Below are 22,843 nucleotides of genomic sequence, written 5' to 3' on the forward strand. Positions count from 1 at the left end.
GCGCTTCTCTGGACCTAAAACATCAATCATTCGGACTCCAACGACTAGTCTAAAAACTAGTATTAAGACTATCACTAACTTAAGTGATACCAACTGTCTGGAGATTCAGGGGGCCAGTCTACTGTTGTTATGCTTGAACAGAATGTTAGCATACCGTCAGTTGTGAATATTAGATATATTCACAAATACATATTCTAAGTTAAGCAAGGATGACTTATCAGCTAAGAGTTAAAAATCGGGATAAGCCCCGCTAAATTTTTCCAAAACCCTTTCTAACTAGGCGAACTATTCAAGACTGCAAACGAGCCCAAAGGAAAAACATATTTACCATTCCTTCAATCACTACTATTATTCCTATTCACTTCGAAACAGAAGGCTTTCAATTTTATTTTAATTATGGCACATGCATTTATTTTTCTAAAGTAGAAGACCGTTATTTTAGGGGTGATGATTCAAGTAACATTCTTTCAACTGTGTTTCTTAGCGCGGGTAGATTATCTGTAATAAAAAATATTACGTCCCCATCCGCACACTAATCTTCCATCAAGATGAAATGTATCCCGTTCAGAATTGAATACTGGACATGAAGGACAAGCCATTCATCACCATTTTCCCGAGCAGGATGCAGGGCGATTTACTAATCCAGTTCCCCTTCAAGCGCTTCCGTTAGCTGCACAACTTTCAACTTGCATGCATCATAGGGCAAGAATTTATCGAGCTACTCAGATCCAATATACGTAGACTACCTTCTTTACTTAAGACGTGCTCCTTATGCGTCCTGGTATATCGGGCTATTCTTTCCGAGCGACACCTTACATCAGCCGATTGATTTCAGAAAGATCGGCTTTGATCATAGTAACGGCAATATCCTAAGGCTTGCCCCCTGAGTGGCCGCCCCGTCTGGGACTGGATGATTACAGAGCTCAGCATCGGAGTTAACCACCTTTGAGGAGTACTGGAATAATCGTCATGGCTGAGCCAGTATGACAAACGCCCCTTTACTGCTTCTGAAACTTTACAGGAGGGATCGTCAATGTTGGCAGCTGCAGGGATGTATCCCGTCAAGATTGATAATGGCCTACATCTTCATTGTGCCGAATCCAGAAAGTTGAAACACCTCCAGAGGCTACTTCAGTGATGTATCAGCTTTGAATTCGCTGAGATAGTTTTGCTTCGAGACGCTGTATAAGAAGGTAGATGCACCTGAGAGTTAACTTCTCATCGTTTACGACATCAAATGCAGCCCTGAGATTGTCGTCCCGCCTGACAGGATTCGTTCTCTTATCTACCATCCCAAAAATCACCCTCGCCAAATCAGACCATTAACCTATAAAAAAGAAAAACAACAGAATAAAATTTTATAAATATAACCAATTCAATATAAAAAAACGCGACAAGGTTTTTCGTGGTAAAAATATCTCACATCAATATGTCATAAGACGTTGATGAATTTTTTATTTATAAACTTCAGATACTAGAAGGATTTCCTGTGAAATTTAACAAAATTACTACTGCCACACTCTTATCATTAGGCTTGGTATCTTTTAGTACCTTCGCGCAGGTTGAAAATAACATGGGTGAAGTGAACTTCACTGGCAGCATCATCGATGCCCCCTGCTCCATATCTTCTGATACCGTAAAACAGGATGTCGAACTGGGTGCAATCTCTCATTCGATGCTTGAGAGCAACGGTACGTCCACACCAACGGCCTTTACAATTAAACTTGAAAATTGCGCTCTTGAAGACGATACGGCGGGAGGCTCACGCCTGAAAAATGGCGTAAACATTACTTTCACTGGTCGACAGAATGAGACGGATAAGAGCTTGCTGGCACTGGATGGCGAGGCTAAAGGAGCTGGCGTAGTACTTACTGATGGCATGCAAAAAGTTATTCCTCTGGGGGAAGCAACTCCGCTGGGTACTTTGACTCAGGGTACTAATAACATCAAGTTCTATGCCTACCTTAAAGGTGCGGATAAGAACATCACCACCGGTGAATTTACTTCGAATGCCAGCTTCACGCTTGACTACGATTAATCAAAAAAATATGGAGGGTGAGATTAATAAAATCACACCCAGTCAATATGAAAAAAAAAGCTCTGGTGCTATTACTCCTTTCACTCTCCTCCTCTGCTAAAGATCATGGAAAAGGTGAAGTGAGCGTGAATGGTCAAATTCAAGAATCAGCATGTAATATTCATTTGGATGATGTATTCCAGTCGCTGTTTTTTGACAACGTAAAAGTTAGTCATATTGTCAATGACGACGAGGATAAGGCTAAAAATTTTACTATTCGTCTGATTAACTGCTCTGCGGAGAAAAGTACAGGGGGATTGTGGGAGTCTGTACATATATCGTTTGACGGCACACCTGATCGCCAGAATGGTGATTTATTCTTAATGTCGGGAGAAGGTTCTGGCGTTGCCGTACAAATCAAAGATACCAACGGACAGCGAGTCTTACCTGGCCGCCGGGTCAATGTTGCTAAAGTAGAAAATGGGCAAACAAGATTGGATTTTAAAATAAAACTTGTAAGCAACGGCACGCAACTATTATTAGGAAGTTTATCCACCACAATAAAATTCACAATTGAATACCAATAAGCTTTATCTTTACACAGGATATAAATCAATGATGTTTTCATTAAAATACCCAAGCATAAAAATGCGTGGATTATTCATATTCGCAGCACTGGCATTACATATTAAATGTGTATATGCTGTTGAGTTCAATATGGATCTGCTTGGCGATGAAAAAGACAATATTGATTTATCCCGCTTTTCAGAGGCCGGTTACATCATGCCCGGCACTTATCTTCTGAAAGTCAGAATCAATGAGTTCACGCTTTCTGAGAAAGAGGTTCTCTTTTTTGAATATGATGAAAATTCTAAAACCGTTGCCCCCTGTCTGGATACCGACATCATTGATATGCTGGGGCTTAAACCTGAGGCTAAAGAGAAAATCATTTGGTGGCACAATCAGCAATGCGCTGATTTTAGTCAATTGCCCGGGATGTCAGCAAAAGGAAACTTATCTGAATCAGCACTGATTATCTCAATACCTCAGGCATGGCTGGAATATCAGGACGCTAACTGGTTGCCGCCAACGCATTGGGAAGAAGGAACGGACGGCTATCTTTTTGATTACAATGTTAACGTAGGCCTGACGCGAAATGTCAATACCGATACGACAAAAGATGCGAGCGGCACGGGTGTAACAGGCATTAATGTGGGAGCCTGGCGTGTACGCGCAGACTGGCAATCCAGTTATCAGCACAAGGCACAATACACTAAAAAAAGTTTTGACTGGTCTCGATTCTACGCTTACCGGGCACTGAAAAAAATCGGTGCAAAAATCACGGCCGGTGAGTCTTATCTGGATTCAGATATTTTTGATAGTTGGCGCTATACCGGTGCCTCTATCGTGAGTGACGACCGCATGCTTCCTCCTAACCTTCGGGGATATGCGCCCTCTATCTCAGGGATCGCGAGAACCAATGCCACTGTGACGATCTCGCAGCAGGGTCGAGTAATATATGAAACAACCGTCGCTACCGGCCCTTTCTTAATTGAGGATCTGAACAGTGCGGTAAATGGAAAGCTGGATGTGAAGGTCAGCGAACAGGATGGCACTGAGCAAAATTTTCAGGTGGATACTGCATCAATTCCCTACCTGACCCGGCCTGGTCAACTCCGCTATAAGCTTGCCCTGGGTAAACCTAGCGACTTTGACCATAAATTCGAAGGGGACGTTTTCGGCACCGGTGAGTTTTCCTGGGGAATCAACAATGCCTATTCTCTTTATGGGGGGAATATTTTCAGTGAAAACTATAACGCACTGGCAGTCGGCATCGGCCGGGATTTGTTGAGTTTTGGTGCCGTTTCTGCGGATGTCACACAATCTATTGCCACTATTGATGGAGAACGTAAACAGGGCAAATCCTGGCGTCTTAGCTATTCGAAGCGCTTTGATGAGCTTAACAGTGAAGTTAGCTTTGCAGGGTATCGCTTTTCCGAACGCGACTTTCTCTCAATGGGTGAATATCTCGGTGCAAGATATCACAATGCCCAAAGCGGCAATAATAAAGAACTCTATACTATCACGGCCAATAAAAGTTTTCCCGACTATCGGATAACAACCTATCTGAGCTGGAGCCATCAAACCTATTGGGATCATAAAGTGTCAGATCGCTATAGTTTTTCAACCAGTCGCTATTTTGATATCGGCAAAATCCGTAATTTATCTGCATCAGTGAACGCAACCCAGAACACCTATATGGGGAGAAAGGATCGATACGCTTATATCAACATTAGTATTCCGATGCAAAGCGGCAGCGTTAATTATAACAGCGGATATGGGAACGGTCGAAACACGCATGCTGTTGGCTGGCATCAGCGTGTGAATGATAACAGCAGCTACATGTTAAGAGCGGGGTATGAGAATAACGCCAATGCCAGCGCGACAAAAAATGTGAGCGGTTTCTATTCGTATAACGGTAATGTTTCAGATGCAAATTTGAATGCAACCTGGCAGGAAAGCAGTTACAGCGCTGCAGGACTGTCGTTGAGTGGCGGCCTCACCGCAACGAAACACGGTATAGCTTTACACCGCGGTAGTAATGGTGGCACGCGCATTATGGTGGACACTGATGGCATCAGCGACGTTCCTTTCTCTTCCTCGGCGCGAACAAATAAGGGCGGCCTGGCTGTTATTCCTGACGTATCAAGCTACTACAAAGTGGCTGCATCCATAGATGTCAATGAGCTTCCTGCCGATGTTGAACATCGTAGTGCACCTGTTAAAGAGTTTGTTTTAACCGAAGGCGCAATCGGCTATAGGAAATTTGATCTCATTGAAGGGAAAAAGCGAATGGCAGCAATAAGAAATAGTCACGGAGAGCACCCTCCTTTTGGCGCCACGGTTCACGATGAAGCAAATCGAGAATTAGGTATTGTGGGTGATGATGGCATGGTCTGGCTTACGGGGCTAAAAGAAGGTCAATCGCTGACGGTGAAATGGGCAGGAAAAGAGCAGTGTACTGTCGTATTACCGCAGGAACTGGACGCCGAAACGCTCCTTTTACCCTGCAATAATTCAGAGTCATAACAAACAGTAAAGGTATTTAATATGTTTAATAAAATTAAGGTAATGATGGCTCTCGCAAGCATGCTGTCATTTTCTATTACGGCGGATGCCGCAGTCGCACTTGACCGAACCCGCGTGATTTATGCCGGGAATGTAAATAGTATGTCACTGACCCTCAGTAATGATAATACACATAGCCCCTACCTCGCTCAGGCATGGATAGAAGATGCACAAGGAAATAAGAGCAACTTACCGCTGGCGGTATCTCCTGCCCTGCAACGTATTGAGCCGGGCCATCGGGGTATGATTCGAATTAACCCTGTCAGCGCATCAGCAGGTTTGCCTCAGGATCGAGAGTCAGTTTTTTGGCTGAATGTGAAAGAGATACCGCCTAAAAGCGATCGTTCCAATGTTATGCAGATAGCGTTGCAAACCAGAATAAAATTGTTTTATCGCCCGACGGGCATTATTCCAAAAAAATTTAGCCGGTGGGATGATCAATTGATTTTAACGCGTACTAACAAAGGCTATAACGTTGAGAATCCGACCCCCTACTTTATGACAATCATTGCGATTCGTGGGTCGGAAAAAGATCCAGTGGCTAAAGGTTATAAATCCGTCATGATTGCGCCAAAATCTAGCAACCACATTGATACTGAACACTTTACTGCGCCTCATCTTACGACCATCAATGATTTCGGCGGGAAACCGACACTGGCATTTCACTGTACGGGTGAAATATGTAAAGCCAAAAAACAGTAAACCGGGATCGAGCAATTACGTATGAAAAAAACACTATGGGCTGCGGTTTCGATGATCACAGTTTTATATCTACCTGGCAGCAATGCTCAAAAACAGGATGCCGCCCACGTCGATGGACTAAATGGCATGCTGACTATCAATGCGAACATTGTTGAAACGCCGTGTAAGCTATCCATAGAATCGTTGAATCAAGATGCAATGCTCTCCTCTGTCTCATTGCGCGAGTTCAGGAAAGTCGGTGATATTTCTCAAGCAGGCCAGATCAGGTTAATTTTTGATGACTGCATGCCGGGCAGTTTATTAAGAAATGCTCATCAGGACGGGGCGTTAGAGTATATCAACGATCAGCCATCGGTTTATGTGCAGTTAGATTCAGAGCATGACATCGTTGACAAATCACTTTTCCGTTTACATGGTGACGTCTCCGGAGTTGGTCTGCGCATCGAAGGCCCGGAGTCAGTTCGTCTCATTCCTGGTGTGAAAAGCAAAGTGTTTAACTTAAGTCCCGGAAGGAATGAGTTTTTCCTGTCAAGTTACCTGGAAAAAACATCTGCGGGTCCTGTTCGACTGGGAGCATTTTGGTCCAGGATTAATGTTACCGTAGAATATCATTAATAAAATTAATTGAGGAACATCATGCGAACATTTGCCTGTAATACATTAATTGCATTAGCATTTATCTTTCCAACCTGCCAGGCTCTGGCAGCTTTATCCGTGGATCGCTCACGCCTTATTTTTAACGAAGGTGAGAAGTCTGTGAGCATTGGAATCACCAATAACAACAAAGATTTGCCTTATCTTGCACAAGCGTGGCTGGAAGATCAGCATGAAAATAAAATAAAAGGAAAATTCACGATACTACCACCGCTACAACGTATTGAACCTGACGGTAAGACATCTATTCGTATACAGCCATTGCCCGATCTGTCAACGCTTCCGCAGGATAGAGAAAGCCTGTATTACCTGAACCTCCGGGAAATTCCGACAAAAGACAACAAAGAGAATGTCCTGACGCTGGCGTTACAGCTGCGCCTGAAAATGTTCTACCGGCCTGCTGCGTTAAAAATAGCCCATCCGGAGGGCCATTATCCGGGTATTGAGAATGTGAAGTTAACAAAGAAGAATGGAGGTTATACGCTGGTGAACCCGACCCCCTATTACCTGACATTCACAGCGATTCGCGATTCTCAAAAAGGGGCCGCACTTCCAGGGTTTGATCCGGTAATGGTGTCACCAAAATCCGCTGCGGAGTTAGCCCTGAAAGGTGGGTTGCCCGGCACTTCTCCTGTTCTGATGCTGATAGATGATTATGGCGGACCTTTGCGACTGACGTTTAATTGCACACAGGCGCACTGTAGCGTGAATAACGTCATTTCAGATCTTTCACCTCAGTAAAGAAATCTCATACTTTTCAGGCTACTTTACATGCAAAAATTTATCTTATGCATCGCTGCATTACTCACCTGCCCCCCGGCCATTTCGGTTGAGGGAAAATATGGTATAAGTTCTGGTGATGATTTGATACTAATCAATATTTCCGGCACATTGAATGATAATCGTACCTGTACAGTAAATAAGGATAATAAGATAAATATTGAATGGAAAGACTTAATTACTATGAACATGACGGGAGATAATTACAAACAAAACATCATTAATACTTTTGAGTGCAATTCAGAAGCAAGAATGACGATTAAAATTTACGGAACAGAAGCGAAATTTGGGAACGGTCTGTTGTTGACAAACAGTGACAATGTCGCAATACAATTTTACTCGGGGGATGCAAAAATAGCTGTTAATAAAGGTTTCTCTTACACCTGGACTTCATCTGCGCAGCCGCCTCGTATTCACGTCTCGCCTGTAGCTAAGAACCAACAGCTTAACCAACAAGATGCATTTTCCGCTACTGCCTCATTGATTATTTCCTTTGAGTAAGGTGATCATTATGCCTGTTAAATTCATATGCTTTGTGTCGTGCATAATCGGCATTATCTTACCCGTTGAGCCCTTGCTCGCTGATGCAACAATTTCAATCAACGGAACGGTAAAGAGAGCGGTACCAACCTGTACGGTAAATACACAGAATCATATTGTTGTTGACTTTGGTGATAAAATTGCCAAAAAAAAGATTATGCAGAAAATATACAGAGAAAAGATACCCATCGAAGCTCGTTGTTCCGATTTTATCCATGACAGCATGACGCTGTCCATTCAGGGTGATCCAGCGGCATTCAACGGCGATTATATAAAAACGTCCATGACGGGCCTTGCTATACAACTTTTCAACAATAATACTCCAATAAAGCAAGGTGACTCAATAAGTTTTACCTATAGCAATAGCTCGCCGAATGGTGGAGCACCTGATATTTATGCACTGCTGGTAGCGAGTGACGATAACTCTGACGCTCTTGATGCCGGTGATTTTACTGGTAATGCCAACATTATTTTTCATTATCATTAGTTAAGTTTTACTAAGTCTGCAAGTGCTTTTATAAGCGCGAAAAAGTGGCCATACATATAATGATAATTCCTTACTCATACTGGAGAGAGTTATGATAAAAAAAATTTCTTTACTAACGCTCATGATTGCCACTTTTTACAGCGGTGTTGCGTCATGTGCACCTGTGAATTGGATACAACCTAACCTCATAACGGACGTTGGCACCAATACTTCTCCAGGTATACATATTCTCTCTCTCTCTCCACGAATTTATACTACGGAATGGGGCGTTAAGACAGAAACGGTCTTCAGGAACATTGGTTACTTTATTATGCTGCGTTCAGAATCAGGAGCACGATGGCAGTTTCTTGACAATGCGTATCAAAGCGCATTGAAACTGAATGTGGAGTCTGACCCACTTTTTCCTGGTAAACCAACTTTTGTATCGGCAGTGAATGATCTTAAAAAGAAATCAGGTATTTATTCGAATGTGACATCAATTGCAGGAGTTGTCATTTCTTATTGTGTTGGGTTTGGTTATTCGTCCTATAAAGAGCAATCTAATATAACATCAGATGGAAGACCAAAAAGAATTGATGGCACGGATTATAACTTTAATGATTCTGATATGTCCTGCGGAAGGATTATACCCAACTATATTCCTTGCAAGGCTCAAGCAAGCACATTGGATCTGAAATTTGGAACCATTAGTCTTACTGACTTCAATACTGCAAAAGCTAACACAACGCTCACCATAAACTGTGTCGGAGTAGCAGGGGCAGGTAACACTACTATCAGTTCCCTTGCATATAAATTAAAAATGCGAAGCAATAGCATTAAGTTAGATAATGGGACCGAAGCCTTCATTTATATTGAGGGAAGAAAAATTACTGCCACTGAGTACTACGGGATAAGGAACACTACTCAGAAAAACAATCTTGAGATCTCAGCCACACTATCCGGCACACCAACCAAAACGGGAGCCTTCAAGGGGTCTGGCTATCTGGTTATGGAATTTCTCTAATATAATAACGAGCATTTTTTCAAAAACTTTCCTGAGGGACTGATGTTCGATCCACAGGTATGGTAAACCGCTAAAAGGAGCGCCAGTCATGGCGCTTTTCTTCAACTTTAATGTGCAAGGCAGGTAAAAACAGGCGCACGTAGTGTTCCCACCACATAGCCATTCATCACCTTTCCAAGAGAAATAGTCCTGCCAGCTTCATCCTTTAGTGAAATAAAATTGCGATCAAAAACGTCATCGGGAGCGTTATCCCGACCGTATTTAATAATACGAACATTATCCAACCGAATATCATTAGTCTGTAAACGGTGATAGTTGAACACCACATCCCGATTCAGTGTCCAGCTACTTTTCCCTTTTCTCATGGTACCTTCTGCGCCAAACAAACCACTTGCATCGTTACGCAAATCCATTGTGATTACCACATCATAACTAAATTCTTCCTGCTGTATCTGATAAGTAACATAGGCATTACACTTGATATTATAGGTAGAGTGATAGCGCGCATAAAAATAGATAGCATTTACGATCATCACCAATGCGGCAAGCGCCAGAAGTACTTTCTGTTTTTTTGTCATCAGACTTCTCATGCTTATAACCAATTATTGAATGAATAGTTTTTACAGGAAACAAGTATCCCGTTGCTGTTATCACAAACGGAGACAAACACCCTCCCTGGCTGATCATAGAACACACTGCTTTGAACGAATAAAAAAGCTGTTTCATCTTTAAGGCAATGAATATTTTTAGCATCAAAGATCCGTTGTGATAGCGCGCGAAAGTCAGAGTGATGGCTGGTGTTTTCCATTTGTAATGTACTTACGTTGCACTGATTTATTTTCCCGATAACGACAGGATCAATTATCAGATTATTATTATTAACCCGATTAATCCCTGCTTTGAAAAGAAAAGGTGTGCAGACTATTACTAGAATTATTACGGCGAGTAGCGCATAAAAGGATGACGAGCGTAAAGCTAGACCTGAATGAATGTCTTTTATCAATTCCGGATGATGGTTTTCAGATAAAGGTTCCGAGATGACAGGGCGATGAATATCTTTTTCAATTTTAATCTCGCTACTCAGCACAAACCCAATACGGGGGATAGTTTTTATTACTTCCTCGCCAAGACCTACGTTTTGAAAATGTCTGCGTATATTCGAGATATATTGATTAAGGCTGTTTCCTGATGGTTCCAGACCGTGAATCGTCCACACGCGCTCCATGATTTCGTCGCGTGTCATTATTTTCCCTTGCTCTTCAAGTAGTAATGCCATTAATCTTGACACAATTGGAGGCAGGATAACTTTCTCGTCTTCCCTCTCCGTCATCCAGAACGCGCCGTCATCGGGGCGAAAAACTATCTTGTCTTCAACGATGTACTTCATCTGTGATCCTGACATTAACTGAATGTAAGCTCAAGGATATTATTTTAATACTTTTTGCACAGGCTTGCGAACATAGCCACCTTTATTTACGTACTTTCGTCAAAAGTAAATGCTTCTCATCCATATGAACTATTTTGCTATGAGTTTTTCATCAAAAAACTGCTATAGCTGAAACTACCGGCCCTACATGACTTTTACCTTCAGGCTAAGATGAAAAGGCGCTTCAGCTTGCCCTGACTCTACGGAAGCTATGACAGTGAGTGTTCACACAGGCTCCCCTGGACCATCAGCGACAGCTCCAGCGCGATCCAGATGGCGGTGGTATCACTCTACAAGTGCGGTTAACCATGGTTATCCTCTCCTGAAGGCCATGCCACCAAAAGACCTTAATTGTAGCGACTCGCTATCCATTACGCCGGGTTCATAACAACTGCAAATCAATATTATTTACTACTTATTATCTTCGCGAAAACCTCATATAAAATCACAATGATGATGAAATAAATTAATTTCATAAAGACGCACTGCACCACATAATGACTGAGGCGTCTCTCCCAAATTAACATCTACCAGCCTCGTAACCCTTATTTCACCTCAAATAAGATAGCGAGCAAGATCGTGTTTTCATTGTCTGCTCTGGCTATCAATAAAATCTGTATGCCACTGTATCATCTCCCTTCGCATGCAAAATCTTACTTATCGTTTCGCGTGGATCATTGCGCTCAGAAAACATCAGTGGAGATTGCCCAGACATTACTTAATGTTGATGTACGATTCCCAGAGCTTGAATAGAGACGGGCCAAGGTGAGGTCGTTCCATCTTCATTCTTACGTCTGGAATTTATCAAGTTAAAACTCGCTCCAGAAAACGGTACGGAGTTCGCCAGCGAGAACTCCCGTAAGGATCAGCAAACGAGCGGCAAGAACAGCTAGCGGACTTCCCGTATAGCCTGGGAGCGCTTTAAAGAAGTTTGGTAGCTTCTCTACACTCAGGCAGGGATAGTACTCCGATTCAAGCCTTGACATCGCGCTAGCTAGCTCTTCAGCAGGAGTATATTCTGCTCGGTCGATGACGATTGCGTAACCGAAGTTCTTCTCGTTAGGTTTAGCAGAATCAACCCGTCGTGCATTAAGCTTCACTGGGGTATCTCCATGGAACGAACCTGGAATGCCCCATAGTGACTTGATTCTGGTTGAGTCCAAATGATGACTAAAGATAAGAAACAGGCCAGAAACCACAGCACACGGACTTTATCTTGTGTCAGGTAAACATGGGAAGAGTTTGAAATGGTGCGATAATAGGAACAATACACATAGGCGATAACCTTTGTTTTTGTTGTCTTTTTTATTGTTCATTTTTTATAGATACCCCCAAAAGTACCCCCATATCTTTTTCCGCCCCTGAAATTTGGTTGTTATTCATACAGCATATCAGGCGGTAACGCTCTCCCTTCAACCCGCTTATTGTATGATAGTGCTATCCCACAATAAGGAACCTGCCAGCCATGAGAATGACCAACCGCAAAAAAGAGATACTCAGCTATTTTGAACCGGATAACCTCGAATGGGTGACAGGTGAAATTGGTGCGCCGCCGTTCGATGTGTCGGGCGTGGCCTACCTGCTTCATGGCATGGTGTCGTTCGATAAGCGCCACCAGCTAGAATCAACCCGGCGTACGTTGGAAAGCATGGTTGCTAGTGGGCTGCTGGAGCGTGTAACAGTGTATGAGTCGCGTCAGGTACGGCGCGGCGGTGAAACCAACGCAATGGTCGTGCGCTACGGTTTACCCGGTCAGTGCGCTGTTATGCGCGATACTGGCGGCGCTGATAACGCAATATCAGGCGAATACATGCGGGTCAGTTAAGAGCCTGCAATCTGTCGTTAATGTTGTTCAGGTCGTAAACCCGGCGTTCAATATCCAGCATCAGGAAATCGTGGATCTCTGCCTGTTCAGGATTATCAGACTTTCTGGCCTGTAAGAGCAATTCATTGTAACCATGCAAACCACCCGAATTTTCCGCCGGGGTAGTCCCCTTCCCGCGCAAACAGCTAACAGGCTGGATACTGGTATCATGTGTTTGCTTCTCCAGTACAATAAGGCAATCCCACCAGTCGCCAAAGTCATACGTGTAAACCAGCTTGTCACCCTCGTTCTGGAGCGCCGCCCATAATGGCGTGATTGCCGCGTTACCCATGCTTTCATCCTCACCCCATACGCGATACTCGCGACCTGGATCACCTTTACGCCCTTTCTCGAACATGTACAGGTGTTCGTCATTCCACCCAAAAGCCAACTGGATCACCGCGTGAAGTTTACTAAAGGGGATTTGCTCTGGAACCAGCACACGCCGCCATATTGGTGGTTTGCTGTCTCGGATGGTTATCTTTAGCTGGTACATGCGTCGTGAACGAATAGTGTAGGTTTAGGTGGGTGTTTTGCTGCTACTGACCGGGATAAAGCTGATGGTCAGGATCAAGCCATACAACATGGAACACGTTGCCTATGAAAAAACCATGTATACGGCCGTACTCATTACGTGATATCGCAAACTGATAAGGTGTAAAACTCTGAAATTGCTCGTTAAGGTGGGTAAAACCGTCAGGCTCAGAGGTCGTTTTCCACTCAATACAGTGGGATTTGAGCGCCGCATTCCGGTTTGTCGTAAACTCAAGTGATGTCAGGCTCGATATATCTTTAAGCCGTTCAAGTACTTTACAAAAGTAAGCTGCTGTCTGACCGGAGAAACCAAATTTCGCATGTGCTGGATCAATGTACTGGAAAGAAAAGCTAAGGGTTGTTGTCGTCGGATTGGGCGTTCCGGCAACAATTTTGTTATCTGCTACCGGAAGTTTCCCCGCTTTAATCTTCCCTTTAGCCATAGTTAAGCATCCATCATGCTGCGGTAAAATTCAGCAGTGACACCTTTGTCTATGCCGTTACGACACGGGGCATCAGATGGAGTATCACCACGAGCAATTAGCCAGGGCTTTTCCTGATGGGTCATCTGCTCAAGCTCATAGGCCGAAAACCTGCCGAATACGTTATAGATTTCGCTCAGGTGCTCTGAAACATCGTCCGGAAGTTCCGGGCATTTTATTTCGCTGGTGATCGGTTGCCATTTGTAGTCAGCAAATCGAATGTATAGATCTCGTGCAACGGGGCCATGTACCCATGCTTCAAACTGGTCAGCGATCAATTCTTTGTCATCATTGAGAGCCATGTACCAAGCATCAGCATAAAACACCATCTTTTGTAATTTCAGCGGCGTCATAACATCCCCATGCTCTTGAGCAAAGCAAAGCAGGTAATCCGCTACGCTGTTAAGGGTTGTAACTGCCATTATCAAATCTCCTGCCGTATGTTTTCGTCTATAACTGTCCACTCTCGTTAATAATCGCATATAACCACGGGTATTGCCCATCGTAAAATGCCATTTAAAGATTCTGCGTGATGGCTCACCATCCACCGCGCAAGATACCCGGTGCGTTTGACTGATAATCCGCAATTTGGTTGAAACTGTCCTGGAAACCTCAAGTTTGGAAACCAGCGACTGGCATCGTAGCTTTACCATTCGGTAGTCATAGTTACTGCTATATCCCTTTATTGGCGAGACCTGCGAGGGGTTTTGTTGTTCGAATATATAAAGGTGAATAAAGGTAATCTACCTGCGCGGCGCGGGCTTCTTCCACTGGTAGGCGGGTGATCGCATCATTTCGCGGAATTTGTCACGCCGGGCTATATCGGCATTAACTGAGCGTTCTATCTCCCGTTGATCTGCCGGGGTAAGCTGGTGGCCTTCGTGCTCCAGTTTGGCGGTGGTCAATAAAGCTATTTCGCGTGGTGTCATACGTCATACCCTCTGGAAGGATGAAACAGCCCCGGATTAAATTTCATTTTTCGCGGGTTTAAACATTCGATGAGGCGGGCAGTCCGTAAGGCTCAGGGTTTCAGAGATTTGGCTCCCCCTCCCCGGTGATAGTTTATTGCTTGATGTGGACGGCTTGCTATATTGGCGGCGAATGCAAATTGTCGCAGAAGTCTATCCCGTTCCCTGACGCCCCGTGCGGGCGTTTTGCTTTTACAAAGTCAGGCCAATGCCTCTGGCTGCTTTCCCCGTCTTACGCTCAATCACGCCCGTTATTCTATCTACTACCGGACTGAATGCCTGCCAGTAAGCCATCTCCATTGCTGACAACTCTGCCCGCTTCCTGTCAAACGTAGCCCAGCGCATCCCCTTTGGCTTCGGGAACATGCGAATGTCATTAAACAGATTATTGGTAAGGTCATTGTTGCCCCATATCGCGCATCGCTGCTGGCGTATCTTCATTCGCATCCTGTCCAGTCTGTCGGCGCTCTGGCTTTTATAGTGGAGTTTCCAGCATCCCCGGCAGCCAATATCTTTTTTGCCGATATACAGCTTCGCTACCCGCTTTATGCAGTGGGGACAGACGTACCATTCCCGCACACCATACCCGGCTTGTGTGGTCGTGGTTCTGATTGCCCGTGTAACGCCGTTGATTGTCATGGCGTAGCTGTCGGCTTGCCGGAAGGTATACAACGTTCCGCTTTCGGTCTGGGTATAAAGCTGCGTCCCCGGTTCGGCGTCCGCCAGCCTGCTACGCATGTGCGCAAGGAATGGCAACCCTATGCGGGGCAGGTCGGTGGTATAGCTGCGTGTTCTGCCTCTCACTTTCCGATCCCTCCTCTGCGCAACGTTAGGAAATGTTAGGATTTGCGCTGCGCACTGCGCAAAATGAATACGAAATAATATGCGTATTTTACTGTAAATTGCGCACCAATTTTGCAATTTCACATTAATAAAGCCAGTAACCGCGCGGGGTTGAGGATGGTTTGCGCATTGGTATCCGTTTCGTTTTGCGCAGATTTTTTGTGAACTGCGCAATTCGCAATTTACTGCGCAATATTCGGGTTTCGTATTTGGAGGATTTTTCACTTTACGTACTGCGTTCGACTGTAGAAACCCAGCGATAATGCGGCTTACAGGCTGGTACGCAACTGCGAATCGGTTTCGTATCACGCAATTTTGCGCACCTGTGAACACTGGCGGGAACTAAAGTTTTCTCAACCACTCCCTGCGCAATTTACTACGCATTCGCAATGCCACCGTTAGGATTAGTGAGGTGGTACTCACGTAGAATACGCAGTTTTGCCGCGTACCTGACTGCGTACTGCGAATCAGTGGCGCGAACCAGAATATTCTGGACGACCTAAATCACGCTCTGGCTTCCAGCCCTCTGCTGGCGCGGGTTTAGCGCTACTTGGGTTTAAAATCCGTCCAGGACAGTCAAGAATTTACAGCCGTTCTGGTGCGAACCTTACTGCGAACTGTCGCTCCCGCTGGTGGTCTGTCGTTGCTTCTTACCGCCATTTAACCGGAAGGCGTTACCGTTCGGTTGCGCTATCCCCATGCGGTGTTGTGTCTCAGTGACTGCTTTATGCAGATCGCCGTAATCATCGGTTTTCACTGGCGGGCGCTTCACATTTGTCAGACACGTATCACGTCGCTGCTTTACCCATTCCCGATCATCGTCCTCAGCACAAAGCATCATGACTTCCTGCCAGCGCGTCGCAGCCCTGCGATACAGCCCCTTTGCTTCCAGAGCCTCTGCTTTACTATCGTTGACCATGCTTATCTCCCTCAGAATGGCGTTTCATCGTCGAATGGTGGGCGCTGGTCGTATTCATCACGGGATGGCTGCTGCGCACGTCTCAGCGCGTCCGTTGCCTGTCCCTGCTGTCCTGCCTTCCCGCCGGGGCGTACCGTTCTGGCGCTGATCACACTGTCGGCTACTACCTGATACCCCTGCTGTGTACCGCCGTCCTGCCCTGTCCACTGGTTGAGTTGCATATTGCCTGCCACGCTCACAAGGTCGCCTTTCTGGTGCTTTGCCAGCACATCGGCCTGCTTCCCAAAAGCAATAACGCCCAGCCAGAAGGTTGACTCTCCCGCCTCTGCCGCATTACAGGGGAGAGACACCGCCAGCCGCGCCATAGCCATGTTGTTACCGTTCGTTGTGGTGCGGGTCTGGGGATCTGCCACCAGCCGCCCGTATGCTGAAATTTGTGCTGTCATTGTTACCTCACCGGATTATTAGTTTTGCTAATAACGATTTCTTAACGTGGGACACCTGCCGATTTTTTTTCATAGTAAGCAGAAATAGTGTTGTCTCAGTTGCCTTTGTTGTCTCACGGCGCTACAGGCCGCGCCACGTCTGGGTTTTGCTGAGACAACATTGATGGTTTTGTGTTGTCTCACGCAGGGTCAATGTTGTCTCACTGCCAGCCAGGCAAAAAATCACACTTTCACTATGTTGTCTCAAAACAGCTAAATGTTGTCTCGCTGTTGTCTCAGAAAATGAAATAAAATCCTTATAAATCAATTAAATTTACAAATTGAGACAACAAAGGCAACTGAGACAACACTAAAACTACGTATGTGAAAAAAGATCACTCCTCTGGCTGGCTGCTTTCCTCTGCCATGAAGTTGAGCACATAAACGCGGATTTGCCTGCCATCCTCGCGCACACGTCCCTGATAACCTCGCCCGCTCGTTGGTGGTGTTAGCATTCCTGCATTCTTGAGAACTTCGGCAAACTGCCTGGCATTGAATCCCCGTGCGATCTCCTGCTCGAAGGTCGCCGGGAAGGTGTAAAAAATTATCGGGTCGCTGTCGTGGTTCCCCTTCTTCCTGTACCCGGCTAAATCACGGATCGGTAAATCACGGGGGTCATAACCCAGCGGTGCGTAGCGGCTCAGGCCATGAGCATTCAAAAACGCCTCCGTCTGCTCAATTATCTGCTGGTGCTCTTTGTTGCCCGTGCCGAACTCGCGCAGCCAGGCATTGTAGCTGTGCTGTATCGCATCACGGCACGTCTGATCGTCCCATCCGGTAACAACCTCACCCAGCAATAAAGCCGCCTCCAGAATGGCAAACCGCGCCCCTACACGGTGAACCTGTTCGCCATAGTCGGCAGGTATCAGGCTGCGCCAGCGGGCTTCACACTCCCGCACGGTATCAATGGCCTGCTGCTGATGGTCTGCCAGCCACTTGATCCACTCCCGCCCCGCTGCGCCGTGGTGGTGCTGATATGCGTCTTTCAGTGCGTCGGCATGTTGTTTGCCGTTTTGGTGATCGTGAAAGCGCACCGCCTTACTCAGCGGGATATTCAGCAGGCGCACCAGTTGCCCGGCTTTGGTCTTGCGTCCGGCGGTGGCTATGAAGGTTTCTAAGTCCATTTCCCCGGTACTGATCGCCACGGTGCGCCAGCGCTTTAAATCCCGGTTGCCGCCTTCCTTCGCCCCCTGCAATTTCCCCACGCCGTTAAACAGCGCGTAAGCAGACTGAGACACGCTTACCGGGTCTGCCCCTTGTCCGACTTCATCCAGTGGCATCAGCCCGTCATTGTGTGCTGCGGCTTCGTTTGCCAGCCCCAGCGCCGTGCCGTACCACGTCAGGCGCAATAAGTCCGGGTTGCCGTACAGACTGCTGGCGACGTTCGCTGTGGTGGTCTTACCCGCGCTCGACTGTTCATAGAAGTGAATCCCGAAACCATCAGCACCCGCCAGCCCGATTAACGGGGCTGCCAGTGCGGCGGCAATGCCTGTCATCATCGCATAGTTACCGTATGCCAGCCGCGCAACACTGTTACGCCAGCTCTCTGAGGTTCCCGCCACGGTGTACCCTGCGGCGGCAGAACTGCGCCCGCTAAACAGCACCGAGCTTTCCGGTGTCCCGATGATTTCCCCGTCCGGCATGATATACGCCCCACACTGCCAGCCAGTAGCGTGAGCAACACGCCACAATTCACACGAGCCGCTACGCTGTAGCCAGTCGGCCAGAATCGCCCGTAAGCTGCTTTTGGTGGTGACGTTAACCCCGCCCGCTTTCAGGGTGCGCCATCCCTCGCGCTCGCCAATATCAGCCAGGGGAATAGCCGCTGTTGTCGGTATGCCTGCGCCAAAGGCCAGCCAGCGCAGTATCAGGTACTGATCCTTATCGTCCCGTCCGGTACCGATAACGTCCATCGGTGAGGCCAGCCAGCTTTCATTGTTGATAATCTCGCCGCTTTCCTTGTCCACTTTAGGCGTGATCCAGTAAACGCCATCTTTCCGGCTCTCAATGCGCGGCTTTAGCGGATCTTTCTCTAGCTGGCTTGTTTTACCGCCCTCAATGGCCTGTAGTTGTGGTTTCACGGCATCCCCCTGAATCTGGTACATCGAATCGTTAAAAGCGGCTGTAGCGGCTTCCAGCCCGTTTTGCTGGCGGTAGTCGTCCCAGTCGGCTTTATGGTCTGTCGGCGGCAGCGCCACCCAGCCAGCCACGGACAAGGCGGCTTTCTCTGCGGCATCTTTGCCCGTGTTCGCCTGTTCGTCCTGCTGGTGGTCGTTATCTGCGGCAATGACAATCTGCGCGGCTGGATACATCCGGCACATCACTTCGGCAACGGGTAGCAGGTTGCCAGCGTCGATTGCTGCCACTGTCAGCGCCTCCGGGCGCATCAGGTGAACAGACAGAGCGGTAGCCAGCCCCTCGGCAATTAATACGCTCTGCGGCTGTTCTGGCGCGTTTACGGCGTGATATGCCCCGCGCTTCGCTGAACCTGTCAGAAGTCGCTTCTCTCCCTGCGGCGTGATGGTCTGCGCCGCCACTACTGCGCCAGATCCATCCACCAGCGGCAGGAGTAACGAACCATCGGGCATAACCGGGTAATTAAACCCGGTCAGCCCTTTTGATTGCAGGTAATCAGATTCGCCCTGTATGGCACTCTGGCGCATTCCGGCATACAGACGGGCAAACGTAGCCCTTCGCTGCTCTGCGTCCTCGGCTGCCTGTTTCTGGCGCTCCTGCTCACGCCGCTGGCGGTCAGCTTCCAGTTGCTCCCTTCTCTGGCTCGCTACCGCCGGGTCGGTTTGCGCTGCCCGGTAATCAATACCCAGCACATCAGCGGCAAGGTGTGCCGCCTCCGTGGTGTCGCAGTTGTTCACTTTCTTAATCAGGTCTAAGCCGTCGCCAGCGCCGCACTGGTTGCAGATAAAGCTGCCGCGCCCGTTGTCGTCGAACCGGAAGCGATCCGTACCGCCGCACGCGGGGCATCCGGCGTGTCGGTGGGGCGAATCAGGAACATCAATATTCAGGCCAGCCAGCACATGAGGCCAGTTGCCAGCGGCGGCGGTGGTCACTTCGCGGATAAGGTCGATATTACGCATTGTGTCGCTCCCTCAGTGCGCCGCTGGCATTTCAGGCCAGCCGTTTTCATCCAGATCAGCAATGAAGTGATCGTGTAGCTCTGCCAGCGTTTCACGTCCGAACGGGGTAAGCTCGCCGCGCTCCGTATCCAGCATGGCCTGATAAAACACAATGGCTTTTTCCGTACCCTGTTCGACGCCGTATCGCTCAATCATTGCGCCCTCGATGTTGTTCGCCATCGCAAGACGTTCCGCGAACGGATAAACCGGAAGTGCCGCTTTGCCATTGGAGTAAATCGCTACCTGCGATGATGTGCCGTCAGACTCAGTAACGGAGGTTGTGCCGTTCTCGCGCTTCATTTCAGCAACGAAACAGGCCGCAATCAGCCAGCGCCACATAGTGACGTTATGCTGCGTGGTAAAGTCGAACCAGCCACGCGCCCCGCCATCAGCAACGGCAAAATGAATGGCGTAGCCGATATCTGGCGTATCGTCGTACTCTCCCGCATCCAGACGGCTTACAGCGCTCTCATAGGTGATAATGGCTACATGCTCATATATCCCGGCATCATTGCGTGTCATGATGTTCACGCCGTCCGGTGTGGCCTCTGCGCGGTGTAATATGTTCATGCTGCTAACTCCTGTTGTTTCTCACGCTGCTGAACAGCGGTGACTGCTCCCATACTCCATCCGTTGCCATGCGCTTCGTCTCTCATACACTGAACGGCAATATCGGGCGTCTCGGCCTCGCCGTACCATGTGACCGGAATCGGCGCACCTCGGAACTGTTTCATTTGTCCGCCTCCAGTCTCACCTGACACTCTTCAACTCTTGTCACGGAGTGAATTTCAAACAGCCACGCATACAACTCGTCACGTTCCGCACTCGCTATTATTCCGGGCATAATCTCCGTCAGCACATGGCAAAGGCCTGCACGTACACGCAAAAGGCGGGCGCGTGAAACATTCTCCGGGGTGTGTGGTTCGGTGATTTCACCGCAACCCAGCGCGGCACGAATGCGGTTACTTACTGCTGTTGCTTCCTCAATCTGGTCAGGTAACTGGTTCATGCTGCCACCTCCATGACGCGGGTAATGCGGAAATGATTCATAGCTCACCCTCCAGTATTGCCAGCTCGCAACGCGCTTCATTGACCAGATCAGAACACGCATCAATAGCGTCTGAAATATCGCAAGGCTCCATTTCTCCGGCTGCGTGGCGGATAGCAATCAGTACAGCGGACGCCTGCTCAATGGATCTGAGGGCAATAGCAATGCTGCTTTTCAATGGGTTTTTACGCATGTGCGCCCCCTGTGCGAATACGGCCTGCAAAGAAACAGACGTGATCCCGTGCCAGCGTGCGGCGGGCTTCGCGCTCAGTTTCAGCAGCAATGTGATGGATTTTGGCGGTAATTGTCGGCATGTCGCGGCGAACGGCAGCGATTAACCAGATAAATTGTGGATTTTGGGTAGGGATAGTAGCCAGCATAGCGGCAGCCTCTGTGGAATGATGTATATAATCACCACCAAAGACGCCAATCGCTGGTGGTGAACTGAACGAGGTTGGCGTACCGGCTTCCACAGATACCGGCGCATCTTTCGATGCCCTCGCCCAGCCCACCATTGAAGGATGTAGCCGTGCGACGCACACAAAAAAACCGCATTTAGCGCGGTTGTGCGCTGTGGATAATTGCAGGACGCCAATCCCGGCACCAGATTTTGCTGGTGCGCTATAACCATAAACCGGGTCGGCGATAGTCAGCAAGCCCTTTTTTATGGACTCCAGAAACTCACCTTCGCGCGTGCGCGTACTGTGGCATAAATTCCCTGCATCTATTGGTGATGTCAGAAAAATCTTCCCGCCTCGTGTAGTGATGATGGAAAAATCTTCCTCGCGTAGTGACCCCCAATAAATCTTCGTGCGCATACTGGTCTCGAAACTCTCCTCGTTACCACGACGAGAAAATGAGGAGCTGGCATTAGCTGGCACTGTTATGCCAGCTTTACCCTCATGCGCGTGCACGATCCCGCGCAAGGTACACATCAGGCCAGCCAGGGGAAAGGCTTTATTCTGGACGGCGGCATTAAGCATGATTAGCCCCCCAGATGTTTAGCTAACCAGCGCTGAGAGAGGCGGATTAGCTCGGCTTTACGCTGGTCATATCCCATACCCATATCAATCAGCGTAATGTTGGTACTCTCCAGGTAGGTAAGGTGTTCCAGTTGCCCGGCGTTCATGCTGTCGCGTGGTTCGCCAGTAATGCTATTCGCCTGCGCCCACTGCTTCGCCGTCATGCCACCCAAAACAATGCGGGCGATCATGTTGCTCTCGTTGCTGTAGTGGCGAGCCTGCGTCTGTTTACCCTGTTCTGCGCGGGCGCTTTCCAGTGCTACGCACATCGGTTTAAACAGGTTGGCGGCACCGATGCGGGCTTTGAGCTGGCGGCGATACTGAGCGGCAATCTCTGGCACGCTGCGCTGTAGGGCTTCTTCACACTGAATAAAGTAACGGCGAACGGCGCGACCTTGTTCGTTTCGCTCAACCATTGCCAGTTCTTTAGCCATTCCCAGAGAAAGGCCATAATCTTTACTGCGACGGTCGCCGCCACGCTTTGTCACCCATCCGGGGCTACCCTGTTCAAAATTTGAACTTTGATTCCTGAAATCTGAGGAATCAAAAACCACGTAATCAGCACTCAGGCTAAAGCCATATTCATCAATGCGTAGTTTTATCCAGGTTGAAAAGTCGTTACCTACTCCAAGCGCTGTATGCAGTGCCTTAGCACTAACAATACTGGCCTCACGCCCGCCAATTTGACCGGAAATAACGGGAACAATAGCGGCAAAGTCATTAGTGCTATATTCGCCCTGGTTAACGCTGGATTGTGGGGCGGCCTCCGAATTGAATCGGCTTTTTTCGATAGTCATGTTTTCGGC

Annotated in this window: 26 protein-coding genes and 1 pseudogene; 10 read left to right on the forward strand and 17 right to left on the reverse strand. The window is 47.7% G+C overall.

Annotated features, from left to right (window positions below):
• The first annotated feature begins 1,489 nt into the window (after nt 1-1,489).
• From ACMWKK_RS20600 to ACMWKK_RS20640, 9 genes are all read left to right on the forward strand, one after another.
• Nucleotides 1,490-2,038, forward strand: coding sequence for a fimbrial protein (locus tag ACMWKK_RS20600; protein WP_161656416.1), 549 nt, complete (start codon nt 1,490-1,492; stop codon nt 2,036-2,038).
• Between the two features lie 47 nt (nt 2,039-2,085).
• The gene (locus ACMWKK_RS20605) at nt 2,086-2,604 is read left to right on the forward strand and encodes a fimbrial protein (protein WP_112781972.1); all 519 of its coding nucleotides are present in this window, start codon (nt 2,086-2,088) and stop codon (nt 2,602-2,604) included.
• 28 nt (nt 2,605-2,632) lie between these two features.
• Nucleotides 2,633-5,107 (forward strand): fimbria/pilus outer membrane usher protein, encoded by a 2,475-nt coding sequence (locus ACMWKK_RS20610; protein ID WP_236653079.1) that lies wholly within the window; start codon nt 2,633-2,635, stop codon nt 5,105-5,107.
• A 21-nt stretch (nt 5,108-5,128) separates the two neighbouring features.
• Entirely contained in the window at nt 5,129-5,848 is a 720-nt protein-coding gene (locus ACMWKK_RS20615) for a molecular chaperone (RefSeq protein WP_112781973.1), read from the forward strand.
• Nucleotides 5,849-5,869: 21 nt separating this feature from the next.
• Nucleotides 5,870-6,463, forward strand: a complete 594-nt coding sequence (locus ACMWKK_RS20620; RefSeq protein ID WP_112781974.1) for a fimbrial protein — start codon at nt 5,870-5,872, stop codon at nt 6,461-6,463.
• Nucleotides 6,464-6,484: 21 nt separating this feature from the next.
• Nucleotides 6,485-7,243, forward strand: coding sequence for a molecular chaperone (locus ACMWKK_RS20625; protein WP_112781975.1), 759 nt, complete (start codon nt 6,485-6,487; stop codon nt 7,241-7,243).
• Between the two features lie 30 nt (nt 7,244-7,273).
• Nucleotides 7,274-7,783 carry a fimbrial protein gene (locus tag ACMWKK_RS20630; protein WP_161656557.1) on the forward strand — a complete coding sequence of 170 codons (510 nt, stop codon included), beginning with the start codon at nt 7,274-7,276 and terminating at the stop codon, nt 7,781-7,783.
• 10 nt (nt 7,784-7,793) lie between these two features.
• Nucleotides 7,794-8,309 (forward strand): fimbrial protein, encoded by a 516-nt coding sequence (locus ACMWKK_RS20635; protein ID WP_112781977.1) that lies wholly within the window; start codon nt 7,794-7,796, stop codon nt 8,307-8,309.
• Nucleotides 8,310-8,400: 91 nt separating this feature from the next.
• On the forward strand, nt 8,401-9,312 hold the full coding sequence (locus ACMWKK_RS20640; protein ID WP_112781978.1) for a fimbrial protein: 912 nt from the start codon (nt 8,401-8,403) through the stop codon (nt 9,310-9,312).
• A 107-nt stretch (nt 9,313-9,419) separates the two neighbouring features.
• On the opposite strand, the gene ACMWKK_RS20645 is transcribed toward ACMWKK_RS20640, so the two are convergent.
• The 3 genes and pseudogenes from ACMWKK_RS20645 to ACMWKK_RS20655 form a co-directional block, all read right to left on the reverse strand.
• Nucleotides 9,420-9,890, reverse strand: a complete 471-nt coding sequence (locus tag ACMWKK_RS20645; RefSeq protein ID WP_112781979.1) for a hypothetical protein — start codon at nt 9,888-9,890, stop codon at nt 9,420-9,422.
• 14 nt (nt 9,891-9,904) lie between these two features.
• Complete coding sequence (locus ACMWKK_RS20650; RefSeq protein ID WP_161656558.1) at nt 9,905-10,699, reverse strand: winged helix-turn-helix domain-containing protein; 795 nt, start codon at nt 10,697-10,699, stop codon at nt 9,905-9,907.
• 691 nt (nt 10,700-11,390) lie between these two features.
• Nucleotides 11,391-11,787 (reverse strand): annotated as a pseudogene (locus ACMWKK_RS20655) (tyrosine-type recombinase/integrase); the annotation flags it as partial.
• Nucleotides 11,788-12,203: 416 nt separating this feature from the next.
• On the opposite strand from ACMWKK_RS20655, the gene ACMWKK_RS20660 reads away from it, so the two are divergent.
• Nucleotides 12,204-12,563 carry a hypothetical protein gene (locus ACMWKK_RS20660; protein ID WP_058654065.1) on the forward strand — a complete coding sequence of 120 codons (360 nt, stop codon included), beginning with the start codon at nt 12,204-12,206 and terminating at the stop codon, nt 12,561-12,563.
• Here the strand turns inward: ACMWKK_RS20660 and ACMWKK_RS20665 are convergent.
• From ACMWKK_RS20665 to ACMWKK_RS20730, 14 genes are all read right to left on the reverse strand, one after another.
• Nucleotides 12,556-13,098 carry a plasmid pRiA4b ORF-3 family protein gene (locus tag ACMWKK_RS20665; RefSeq protein ID WP_045350890.1) on the reverse strand — a complete coding sequence of 181 codons (543 nt, stop codon included), beginning with the start codon at nt 13,096-13,098 and terminating at the stop codon, nt 12,556-12,558. The genes ACMWKK_RS20660 and ACMWKK_RS20665 overlap by 8 nt on opposite strands.
• A 43-nt stretch (nt 13,099-13,141) precedes the next feature.
• Nucleotides 13,142-13,579: a hypothetical protein gene (locus ACMWKK_RS20670; protein ID WP_045350891.1), complete on the reverse strand. Its 438-nt coding sequence runs from the start codon at nt 13,577-13,579 to the stop codon at nt 13,142-13,144.
• Between the two features lie 2 nt (nt 13,580-13,581).
• The gene (locus tag ACMWKK_RS20675; RefSeq protein ID WP_045350892.1) at nt 13,582-14,040 is read right to left on the reverse strand and encodes a Panacea domain-containing protein; all 459 of its coding nucleotides are present in this window, start codon (nt 14,038-14,040) and stop codon (nt 13,582-13,584) included.
• 321 nt (nt 14,041-14,361) lie between these two features.
• Nucleotides 14,362-14,547 (reverse strand): hypothetical protein, encoded by a 186-nt coding sequence (locus tag ACMWKK_RS20680; protein ID WP_045350893.1) that lies wholly within the window; start codon nt 14,545-14,547, stop codon nt 14,362-14,364.
• Nucleotides 14,548-14,778: 231 nt separating this feature from the next.
• Nucleotides 14,779-15,390 (reverse strand): hypothetical protein, encoded by a 612-nt coding sequence (locus tag ACMWKK_RS20685; protein WP_126288684.1) that lies wholly within the window; start codon nt 15,388-15,390, stop codon nt 14,779-14,781.
• Nucleotides 15,391-16,036: 646 nt separating this feature from the next.
• A complete protein-coding gene (locus ACMWKK_RS20690) occupies nt 16,037-16,348 on the reverse strand; it encodes a PerC family transcriptional regulator (protein WP_047721951.1) in 312 nt (103 codons plus the stop codon).
• Nucleotides 16,349-16,359: 11 nt separating this feature from the next.
• On the reverse strand, nt 16,360-16,794 hold the full coding sequence (locus ACMWKK_RS20695; protein WP_126288680.1) for a single-stranded DNA-binding protein: 435 nt from the start codon (nt 16,792-16,794) through the stop codon (nt 16,360-16,362).
• A 374-nt stretch (nt 16,795-17,168) separates the two neighbouring features.
• Nucleotides 17,169-19,928: a DUF927 domain-containing protein gene (locus ACMWKK_RS20700; protein WP_406542923.1), complete on the reverse strand. Its 2,760-nt coding sequence runs from the start codon at nt 19,926-19,928 to the stop codon at nt 17,169-17,171.
• A 12-nt stretch (nt 19,929-19,940) separates the two neighbouring features.
• Nucleotides 19,941-20,537, reverse strand: coding sequence for a hypothetical protein (locus ACMWKK_RS20705; protein WP_045620585.1), 597 nt, complete (start codon nt 20,535-20,537; stop codon nt 19,941-19,943).
• Entirely contained in the window at nt 20,534-20,701 is a 168-nt protein-coding gene (locus ACMWKK_RS20710; RefSeq protein WP_220425644.1) for a hypothetical protein, read from the reverse strand. Before ACMWKK_RS20710 ends, ACMWKK_RS20705 begins: the two co-directional genes overlap by 4 nt.
• Complete coding sequence (locus ACMWKK_RS20715; RefSeq protein ID WP_220425643.1) at nt 20,698-20,976, reverse strand: hypothetical protein; 279 nt, start codon at nt 20,974-20,976, stop codon at nt 20,698-20,700. Before ACMWKK_RS20715 ends, ACMWKK_RS20710 begins: the two co-directional genes overlap by 4 nt.
• Nucleotides 20,977-21,013: 37 nt before the next feature.
• Entirely contained in the window at nt 21,014-21,208 is a 195-nt protein-coding gene (locus ACMWKK_RS20720) for a hypothetical protein (RefSeq protein ID WP_220425642.1), read from the reverse strand.
• Nucleotides 21,201-21,998 carry a host cell division inhibitor Icd-like protein gene (locus ACMWKK_RS20725; RefSeq protein ID WP_406542924.1) on the reverse strand — a complete coding sequence of 266 codons (798 nt, stop codon included), beginning with the start codon at nt 21,996-21,998 and terminating at the stop codon, nt 21,201-21,203. The genes ACMWKK_RS20720 and ACMWKK_RS20725 overlap by 8 nt, the downstream gene beginning before the upstream one ends.
• 2 nt (nt 21,999-22,000) lie before the next feature.
• Nucleotides 22,001-22,834 carry an antA/AntB antirepressor family protein gene (locus tag ACMWKK_RS20730; RefSeq protein WP_109555193.1) on the reverse strand — a complete coding sequence of 278 codons (834 nt, stop codon included), beginning with the start codon at nt 22,832-22,834 and terminating at the stop codon, nt 22,001-22,003.
• Between the last annotated feature and the right edge of the window lie 9 nt (nt 22,835-22,843).

The sequence above is a fragment of the Enterobacter sp. 01-M-03-SI-ECC genome, from assembly GCF_047530215.1.
GTDB classification, from domain to species: domain Bacteria; phylum Pseudomonadota; class Gammaproteobacteria; order Enterobacterales; family Enterobacteriaceae; genus Enterobacter; species Enterobacter chengduensis.

Bases quoted from the DNA above. Each gene is read 5' to 3' on its own strand.
- ACMWKK_RS20605 (WP_112781972.1), top strand. From the start codon at position 2,086: ATGAAAAAAAAAGCTCTGGTGCTATTACTCCTTTCACTCTCCTCCTCT.
- ACMWKK_RS20610 (WP_236653079.1), top strand. From the start codon at position 2,633: ATGATGTTTTCATTAAAATACCCAAGCATAAAAATGCGTGGATTATTC.
- ACMWKK_RS20615 (WP_112781973.1), top strand. From the start codon at position 5,129: ATGTTTAATAAAATTAAGGTAATGATGGCTCTCGCAAGCATGCTGTCA.
- ACMWKK_RS20620 (WP_112781974.1), top strand. From the start codon at position 5,870: ATGAAAAAAACACTATGGGCTGCGGTTTCGATGATCACAGTTTTATAT.
- ACMWKK_RS20625 (WP_112781975.1), top strand. From the start codon at position 6,485: ATGCGAACATTTGCCTGTAATACATTAATTGCATTAGCATTTATCTTT.
- ACMWKK_RS20630 (WP_161656557.1), top strand. From the start codon at position 7,274: ATGCAAAAATTTATCTTATGCATCGCTGCATTACTCACCTGCCCCCCG.
- ACMWKK_RS20635 (WP_112781977.1), top strand. From the start codon at position 7,794: ATGCCTGTTAAATTCATATGCTTTGTGTCGTGCATAATCGGCATTATC.
- ACMWKK_RS20640 (WP_112781978.1), top strand. From the start codon at position 8,401: ATGATAAAAAAAATTTCTTTACTAACGCTCATGATTGCCACTTTTTAC.
- ACMWKK_RS20645 (WP_112781979.1), bottom strand. From the start codon at position 9,890: ATGACAAAAAAACAGAAAGTACTTCTGGCGCTTGCCGCATTGGTGATG.
- ACMWKK_RS20650 (WP_161656558.1), bottom strand. From the start codon at position 10,699: ATGAAGTACATCGTTGAAGACAAGATAGTTTTTCGCCCCGATGACGGC.
- ACMWKK_RS20660 (WP_058654065.1), top strand. From the start codon at position 12,204: ATGAGAATGACCAACCGCAAAAAAGAGATACTCAGCTATTTTGAACCG.
- ACMWKK_RS20665 (WP_045350890.1), bottom strand. From the start codon at position 13,098: ATGTACCAGCTAAAGATAACCATCCGAGACAGCAAACCACCAATATGG.
- ACMWKK_RS20670 (WP_045350891.1), bottom strand. From the start codon at position 13,579: ATGGCTAAAGGGAAGATTAAAGCGGGGAAACTTCCGGTAGCAGATAAC.
- ACMWKK_RS20675 (WP_045350892.1), bottom strand. From the start codon at position 14,040: ATGGCAGTTACAACCCTTAACAGCGTAGCGGATTACCTGCTTTGCTTT.
- ACMWKK_RS20680 (WP_045350893.1), bottom strand. From the start codon at position 14,547: ATGACACCACGCGAAATAGCTTTATTGACCACCGCCAAACTGGAGCAC.
- ACMWKK_RS20690 (WP_047721951.1), bottom strand. From the start codon at position 16,348: ATGGTCAACGATAGTAAAGCAGAGGCTCTGGAAGCAAAGGGGCTGTAT.
- ACMWKK_RS20695 (WP_126288680.1), bottom strand. From the start codon at position 16,794: ATGACAGCACAAATTTCAGCATACGGGCGGCTGGTGGCAGATCCCCAG.
- ACMWKK_RS20700 (WP_406542923.1), bottom strand. From the start codon at position 19,928: ATGCGTAATATCGACCTTATCCGCGAAGTGACCACCGCCGCCGCTGGC.
- ACMWKK_RS20705 (WP_045620585.1), bottom strand. From the start codon at position 20,537: ATGAACATATTACACCGCGCAGAGGCCACACCGGACGGCGTGAACATC.
- ACMWKK_RS20710 (WP_220425644.1), bottom strand. From the start codon at position 20,701: ATGAAACAGTTCCGAGGTGCGCCGATTCCGGTCACATGGTACGGCGAG.
- ACMWKK_RS20715 (WP_220425643.1), bottom strand. From the start codon at position 20,976: ATGAACCAGTTACCTGACCAGATTGAGGAAGCAACAGCAGTAAGTAAC.
- ACMWKK_RS20720 (WP_220425642.1), bottom strand. From the start codon at position 21,208: ATGCGTAAAAACCCATTGAAAAGCAGCATTGCTATTGCCCTCAGATCC.
- ACMWKK_RS20725 (WP_406542924.1), bottom strand. From the start codon at position 21,998: ATGCTTAATGCCGCCGTCCAGAATAAAGCCTTTCCCCTGGCTGGCCTG.
- ACMWKK_RS20730 (WP_109555193.1), bottom strand. From the start codon at position 22,834: ATGACTATCGAAAAAAGCCGATTCAATTCGGAGGCCGCCCCACAATCC.